Here is a 7,188-nt window from a genome sequence, read left to right as displayed (position 1 = left end):
GCTGTGAGTTTGACCGTACCGCCTATCGCATCCCCAACATTGGCAATGCGCAGGGCGCCCTGACTGTTAAGATGTTGATCGTTAGCCAGCAGGCTTTCTGCGGCAATCAGATGTGGCTGAGTACGATCAAAAACCTTGCCGCCCTTGTCGTGAGTGAGAACATCCTCGACAGGCATCGCATTGGGTATTTGTAAATCAACCGCCGAAATATCCGCGAAATTGAGTTTCTGGATATTTTTCAGCGTTACCGTGCCGTCACGCCCGGCGACCTTATCGGCCACTACATACCCACTGTCGGTACGGGTAATTTGGTAGTCTCCGTGGTTACCGTGCAGGCTGACGATGTTGACCCCGCCGTCCCCATCAATCGTAGCATTGCCGTGACCCACTTCGATCACGTCGTCACCAAAGCCGCCAAAAATCTTATCATCACCGCCGCCAGCGTGAATAATGCTGCCGCCTTTGGAGGCGTAAATTGTGTCACCCTGAGGACCGGCATAAATAACCGACTTACCAGTGCCACCAACGATGGTGTTGTGCCCACTGCCGCCGACCAGGACATCATTACCCATGCCACCTATCAGAGTCGAATTGCCGGAGCCACCCTTGATAAAGACACCGTTGACACTACCGCTTATGATAGTATCGTTGCCGCTCCCGCCTTGGGCAATAGTCAAACCTGCCCGATCCATGTCCAGTGCCACACCTTGGTTACCGACAATGATCGCCGTATCGTGCCCGCCATTACCGTGAATATTTTTCGTATCGTCAGAAGCGCTGATGACAAAAACATCATCGCCGGCACCGCCAACATAGGTATTGCTCCCTGCGCCCCCGACCAGCCAGCTACCAGTTTTTGCCGCAATCAACGTATCATTGCCGCTGCCACCATACAGATTGCTGACTCCCAGTTGCTCAGCATTTAGGGTTTCATCTGTTTCACTCTGGCTGGCGTAAGCCGTGGTAGTGATATCGTTGGTGGTGGAAGTCACTTTCGTACCAGCCCCCTGAGTGCTCAGGGTGTTGCTAACGGTATCACCAAGAAAATCAACGGCCAGCATTTCCTGAGTTTTACCCTTGATAGTAAACGATCCACTGGCAACAACTTTATTCCCATCACGGACTTCCGTTTTGTTCGAAGCCCGGACGTTTATCTGGCTAATACCCAATTCCGCCAGTGTCTTGAGTTCGCCTACACCGACTTTCGCATCGCGGGTACTGTCGACCCAAACCCGCAGCTTGCTCCAGATCGGGTCAGTCTGATCAATCACTCCATCCTTGTTGGCATCTTCACTGGCTAAAGCCCCGAAACCATCCTTGAATTTTTTTTCGCCAGCGGCACCGTTTATTCCTGCCTTACCACCGTAGTACTCAGAAAACATCTGGCTGGCATTTTTTATCTGACCGCTACCATCGTCGATCACCAGTATTCCGGTATTGCGATCCGCCCAGCCGCTACGCTTAAGCGTGCCACTGTTATCCATATCGAACAGCACGCCGTCACGAATGTCAGTCATATGCACACCATTGCCGCTCAGATCCAATAACAGCGGGTCAACATAAGTGTTAAACGTTGTCATCGCCGACAAGCCGTTCAACGTCACGGCATTGCGTAGGCCGAAATCCAGCTTGCTAGTGTCCCCGGGTTGGTAGAAAGGCTTATAGAACTCTGACAGATAGGTATTAGGTCGGACATTGGGGTCAAGCTGCATTTCACCGGGACGAATACCACCAGTGGCAAGGCTGGCCATTTGGGTTGAAGTGAAGTCTGTTTTATTGAGCATATCCCCGACGGCAGATATTTTATGTGTTGCGGAATTTTGTATAAACCCGTTAGCAACATCCTGCTGAGCTTTGTTTTCGCCCTGAATATGCTTCTGCGGTTGTGGGGAGGAATTGATATCAATATTAATTAAGCTTTTTGGTGGGCTGGGAAGTGTGCCCTCGGTACCTACCGGTTTAAGCCATTCAGGGGTAGACCATGGAGCAACTCTTTTTTCATAATGGTCACCATTACGCATGAGGTCGTCCCGAATGATTTGAGCTCCATTAGATGTAAGCATAGCTTTCAACATAGCACGATTAGTATTGGGAACCACATTTCCTTCAAAAATCTTTCCCAGGAAATTCTTGCGATTGTACCCAATAGATTGTAATGAGTAATACACGAAATCTACGCAACTGTTGGAATTCACCCAATAGGTATCAGGATTAAATCCACCTGACTTTGGGTTATCTGAAAAGCCGTTTAACGCCTTGTACTGTTTCTCAGTCAACGCGATGGTGACTTCATAAGTGGTTTCTTGGTAGGCCGCATTATCATGAGAAGTTACTTTTCCTACCCCAATTGGCACACCGTCCCTTGACTCGAAACCGACACTTCTTTCATTTCCGTTACCGTCATTTATCACATACCACATATGACCGCCGGACGACTTGTGTATGTCTCCCGCTTTGTTATTTTTCTTATCTTCCTGATAAATATATTTAGCCCCCATCGGAGCAACTTTATAGGTTACAGTATATTTCTTTTCCATACTTATTATTTCCTCTAGCTGTTATTTCTCTTTGTTTTTCCTAAATAAATCAAATCTTCGGATCGTAATGATTGAATTCAACAAAACTCTCAATACCATTAAAAGCGGGAACATCCTCCAGGGTGGTAACTACCGCAGAGTAGCGTCCGGGAGGTAATGAAAATTCTTTAATTTCTCGCACCGCCGTATTTATCCTTCTCTCTTCATAATTGACAGCACTCACTCCTTCGGATCCCGCAGCGTTTATTTTCTTGTCAAAAAAAATCTTGCCATCTTTAACGATATGGAGTGAAACGGGGGTTATTACTCCGTCTTTATAAACTCTCCCAAACAATTCAAACCGCCTTTCCATTTCATCATAATCATCCGTAGTAGCAAACAGCAGGACAAACTGATAATTGCCTTCTTTGCTAATTTCGAAATCAATTTTGACTGATTGACCAGACTTCGATACGTCAATCGGTCTGTATATATCAATGTACTTAGAGCAGGCCATTAATAATGTACAGCTTATAAAAACAATAATGTTTCGCCATTTTTTTAACTTCTCATGTATACGTAATACTTTCATTTCCTCACTCCAAATTTTCATATTTCCTTTGTTTATACTGATACCATTTTAAATCTTCGGATTAAAATATATGAGCTGTACAAAACTCTGAATGCCATTAAAAGCAGGCACATCCTCCAGGGTGGTAATTACCGCAGAGTAACGTCCGGGAGGTAACGAAAGTGTTTTAATTTCTCGCACAGCCGTAGTTATCCTTCTCCCTTCGTAATCGAAGCTACGTCCCCAGCTACGTCCCCCTGCATTTATTTTCTCGTCAAAAAAAACCTCGCCGTTTCTAACCAAATGAAGCGAAACGGGGGTTATCACTCCTTCCTTATCAATATAACCGAATAATTCAAGCCGCCTTTTCATTTCATCATCATCCCCTTTATCAAACAGCAGAGCAAACTGATAATCCCCAGCCTTTCTCTTACTGAGTTCAAAATTAATCTCGATGGATTGCCCCGAATGCGACACATCAATCGGCTTATATATAGTATCAATGTGCTTAGAACATGCCATTAATAAGGTAAAACTCATAAAAACAATAATATTTCGCCAGTTTTTGAACCTTTCATATATACGTAATAATTTCATTTCATCACTCCAAATTTTTATATTTCCTTTGTTTATATTAATACCCGTTTAAATTTTCGGATTAAAATAGATGAGTTCGACAAAACTCTCAATGCCATTAAAAGCGGGGACATCCTCCAAGGTGGTAATGACAGCAGAATAACGCCCAGGGGGTAACGAAAGGGTTTTAATTTCTCGCACAGCCGTATTTATCCTTCTCTCTTCATAATAGAAGGCTTGCACACCATCAAGCCTCACTACGTTTATTTCCTTGTCAAAAAAAATCTTACCATCTTTAACTAGACGGAACGAAATAGGGATTACAACCCCATCATGATCAATATTCCCGAACAACTTAAATCTCCTTTTCATTTCATCATAATCATCCGTGGTAGCAAACAGCAGGGCAAACTGATAATCTCCAGCTTTTCTCTTGCTGAGTTCAAAATTAATCTCGACTGATTGCCCTGCATGCGACACTTCAATCGGTTTACGTATAGTATCAATGTGCTTAGAGCAGGCCATTAATAATGTACAGCTCATAAAAATAATAATATTCCCCCAGTTTTTAAACCTTTCGTGTACCTGTAATATTTTCATCACGTCACTCCAAATTTTTATATCTTCTTTGTTTATACTGATACCATTTTAAATCTTAGGATTAAAATAGGAGAATTCGACAAAACTCTCTATGTCATTAAAGGTAGGGACATCCTCCAAGGTGGTAATTGCCGGGGAGTAACTCAAATATTTTAATGTTTCGCACAGCTATATTTATTCTTCTTCCTTCGTAATCGAAGGAACGCCCCCAACCGCTTCCCACAGCGTTTATTTTTCCATCAAAAAAAACCTTGCTATCTCTAACTAGATGAAGCGAAACGGGGATTATTACCCCGTCCTTATCAACATTCCCAAACAATTCAAGCCGCCTTTTCATTTCTTCATAGTCATTCCCTTTATCAAACAGCAAGGCAAACTGATAATTTCCTTCCTTACTGATTTCAAAATCAAATTTAACTGATTGACCAGACTTCGACACATCAATCGGTTTGTATATATCAATGGGCTTAGAGCAGGCCATTAATAAGGTGCAGCTCATAAAAATAATAATATTTCGCCAGTTTTTGAACCTTTCATATATACGTAATAATTTCATTTCATCACTCCAAATTTTGATATTTCCTTTGTTTATACTGATACCATTTTAAATCTTCGGATCGTAATGGTTGAATTCAACAAAACTCTCAATACCATTAAAAGCGGGAACATCCTCCAGGGTGGTAACTACCACAGAGTAGCGTCCGGGAGGTAATGAAAATGTTTTAATTTCTCGCACAGCCGTATTTATCCTTCTCTCTTCGTAATTGAAAACACGCCCTCCTTCGGATCCCACAGCGTTTATTTTCTTATCAAAGAAAATCTTGCCATCTTTAATGATATGGAGTGAAACAGGGGTTATTACTCCATCTTTATTAACTCTCCCAAACAACTTAAACCGCCTTGCCATTTCATCATGACCATCCCCAGTTTCAAACAGCAGGACAAACTGATAATTGCCTTCCTTGCTGATTTCAAAATCAATTTTGACTGACTGACCAGACTTCGATATGTCAATCGGTCTGTATATATCAATGTACTTAGAGCAGGCCATTAATAATATACAGCTTATAAAAACAATAATGTTGCGCCAGTTTTTGAATCTTTCGTGTACTTGTAATATTTTCATTTCATCACTCCAAATTTTGGTATTTCCTTTGTTTATACTGATACCATTTTAAACCTTCCTAAATCTTCGGATTAAAATATGTGAGCTGTACAAAACTCTGAATGCCATTAAAAGCAGGCACATCCTCTAGGGTGGTAATTACCGCAGAGTAACGTCCGGAGGGTAACGAAAGTGTCTTAATTTCTCGCACTGCCGTAGTTATACCTCTCTCTTTGTAATAAAAGGATTGTGTTCCTTCGCTCCCCACCGAATTTATTTCCTTGTCAAAAAAAACCTGGCCGTCTTTAACCAGACGAAGAGAAACGGGAATAGCAATCCCATCCTTATCAACACTCCCAAATATCTTAGATCGCCTGTCTATTTCATTATAATCACCCCCAGTAGCAAACAGCAGAGCAAATTGATAATTTCCAGCCTTGCGCTTGCTGAGTTCAAAATTAATCTCGACCGATTGTCCCGAATGCGACACATCAATCGGCTTGCGTATAGCATCAATGTAATTAGAGCATGCTACTAACCAGATACAACTCATAAAAATAATAATGTTGCGCCAGTTTTTAAACTTTTCGTGTATACGTAATACTTTCATTTTGTCACTCCAAATTTTTATATTTCCTTTGTTTATAGTGATATCATTTTAAATCTTCGGATCGTAATAGGTGAATCCAACAAAACTCTCGATGCCATTAAAAGCGGGAACATCTTCCAGGGTAGTAATAACCACAGAGTAACTCCCGGGGGGTAGCAAAAATGTCTTAATTTCTCGCACCGCCGTATTTACATATTTCTCTTCGTAATAGAAAGCCTGTCCCCCATCGTATCCCCTAGCATTTATTCTCTTATCAAAAAAAATCTCGCCATCTTTAACGATATGGAGTGAAACAGGGATTATTACTCCATCTTTATCAGCTCTCCCAAAAAACTTAAACCGCCCTTCCATTTCATCATGACCATCCCCAGTTTCAAACAGTAAGGCAAACTGATAATTACCTTCCTTTCTAAGTTCAAAATCAATTTTGACTGATTGACCAGACTTCGATACGTCAATCGGTTTGTATATATCAATGGGCTTAGAGCAGGCCATTAATAAGGTACAACTCATAAAAATAATAATGTTTCGCCAGTTTTTGAGCCTTTCATGTATACGTAATACTTTCATTTCATCACTCCAAATAAAGTAAGGCTGCCAAAAACATTAACGGTCATTTATCTCAAACCCGGAAAACGGTGAGTATGGCGAGCCGAGTTCACAGAGCTGCCCTCATAACCTACCGCTCTCTCAAACTTTCATCCAGATGCTGCTGCAATGGGCTCAAGAAGTAATCGATCACTCGACGTTGATCGGTTTTTATTTCTGCCGTGATCGACATGCCCGGAGACAGTGGGACTCGCTGACCATTGACCAGCACGTGATCAGACTTCAAGCGAATCCGGCTGCTATAGATGAGTCCACGCTTTTCGTCCTCGATGGCGTCGTTCGATACGTTCAGCACTTCGCCGTCAACGGTGCCGTACTTGGTGAAAGTGAAGGTTTCCACCTTGACGGTGACCGGTTGACCAACATGGACGAAACCTACATCCTTGTTTTCCAACATGGCCTCCACTTCTACCGGTTGGTCCGCGGGGACGATGACCATCAGCGGCTGAGCCGGCGTCACCACGCCGCCAACGGTATGGATAGCGAGTTGTTGAACTGTGCCGGCCACCGGGGCTTTAAGACTGGTCAGAGTTTCCTGATAACGAGCCTTCGCCAGCTCCTGAACCAAGGTCGCCGCTTTTTTGTTGGCTTCCTGTTGCAA

At 42.8% G+C, this 7,188-nt stretch carries 9 protein-coding genes; all 9 read right to left on the bottom strand.

Annotated elements, in window-relative coordinates; genetic code table 11:
* Window positions 1-2,537 (bottom strand): calcium-binding protein (locus Phpb_RS26175; RefSeq protein ID WP_420848367.1); only part of this gene is annotated, 2,537 nt, incomplete at its 3' end.
* Window positions 2,538-2,586: 49 nt separating this feature from the next.
* Entirely contained in the window at window positions 2,587-3,108 is a 522-nt protein-coding gene (locus Phpb_RS21330) for a DUF5625 family protein (protein ID WP_065392129.1), read from the bottom strand.
* Window positions 3,109-3,156: 48 nt separating this feature from the next.
* A complete protein-coding gene (locus Phpb_RS21325; RefSeq protein WP_065392123.1) occupies window positions 3,157-3,684 on the bottom strand; it encodes a DUF5625 family protein in 528 nt (175 codons plus the stop codon).
* A gap of 48 nt (window positions 3,685-3,732) precedes the next feature.
* Entirely contained in the window at window positions 3,733-4,263 is a 531-nt protein-coding gene (locus Phpb_RS21320; RefSeq protein ID WP_065392122.1) for a DUF5625 family protein, read from the bottom strand.
* A gap of 97 nt (window positions 4,264-4,360) precedes the next feature.
* The gene (locus Phpb_RS21315) at window positions 4,361-4,819 is read right to left on the bottom strand and encodes a DUF5625 family protein (protein WP_338046879.1); all 459 of its coding nucleotides are present in this window, start codon (window positions 4,817-4,819) and stop codon (window positions 4,361-4,363) included.
* A gap of 48 nt (window positions 4,820-4,867) precedes the next feature.
* Window positions 4,868-5,389 carry a DUF5625 family protein gene (locus Phpb_RS21310; RefSeq protein WP_065392121.1) on the bottom strand — a complete coding sequence of 174 codons (522 nt, stop codon included), beginning with the start codon at window positions 5,387-5,389 and terminating at the stop codon, window positions 4,868-4,870.
* Window positions 5,390-5,447: 58 nt separating this feature from the next.
* The gene (locus Phpb_RS21305; RefSeq protein WP_065392120.1) at window positions 5,448-5,978 is read right to left on the bottom strand and encodes a DUF5625 family protein; all 531 of its coding nucleotides are present in this window, start codon (window positions 5,976-5,978) and stop codon (window positions 5,448-5,450) included.
* A 48-nt stretch (window positions 5,979-6,026) separates the two neighbouring features.
* Complete coding sequence (locus Phpb_RS21300; RefSeq protein WP_065392119.1) at window positions 6,027-6,548, bottom strand: DUF5625 family protein; 522 nt, start codon at window positions 6,546-6,548, stop codon at window positions 6,027-6,029.
* A gap of 109 nt (window positions 6,549-6,657) precedes the next feature.
* Window positions 6,658-7,188: HlyD family type I secretion periplasmic adaptor subunit (locus tag Phpb_RS27100; protein ID WP_240492642.1), on the bottom strand; the 531-nt coding region annotated here is incomplete at its 5' end.

This window comes from Photorhabdus namnaonensis (assembly GCF_001684335.1).
In the GTDB taxonomy this organism is placed as follows: Bacteria; Pseudomonadota; Gammaproteobacteria; order Enterobacterales; family Enterobacteriaceae; genus Photorhabdus; species Photorhabdus namnaonensis.
This window is presented reverse-complemented; position numbering and strand designations above follow the sequence as displayed.

Bases quoted from the DNA above. Each gene is read 5' to 3' on its own strand.
- Phpb_RS21330 (WP_065392129.1), bottom strand. From the start codon at position 3,108: ATGAAAGTATTACGTATACATGAGAAGTTAAAAAAATGGCGAAACATT.
- Phpb_RS21300 (WP_065392119.1), bottom strand. From the start codon at position 6,548: ATGAAAGTATTACGTATACATGAAAGGCTCAAAAACTGGCGAAACATT.
- Phpb_RS21325 (WP_065392123.1), bottom strand. From the start codon at position 3,684: ATGAAATTATTACGTATATATGAAAGGTTCAAAAACTGGCGAAATATT.
- Phpb_RS21315 (WP_338046879.1), bottom strand. From the start codon at position 4,819: ATGAAATTATTACGTATATATGAAAGGTTCAAAAACTGGCGAAATATT.
- Phpb_RS21305 (WP_065392120.1), bottom strand. From the start codon at position 5,978: ATGAAAGTATTACGTATACACGAAAAGTTTAAAAACTGGCGCAACATT.
- Phpb_RS21320 (WP_065392122.1), bottom strand. From the start codon at position 4,263: ATGAAAATATTACAGGTACACGAAAGGTTTAAAAACTGGGGGAATATT.
- Phpb_RS21310 (WP_065392121.1), bottom strand. From the start codon at position 5,389: ATGAAAATATTACAAGTACACGAAAGATTCAAAAACTGGCGCAACATT.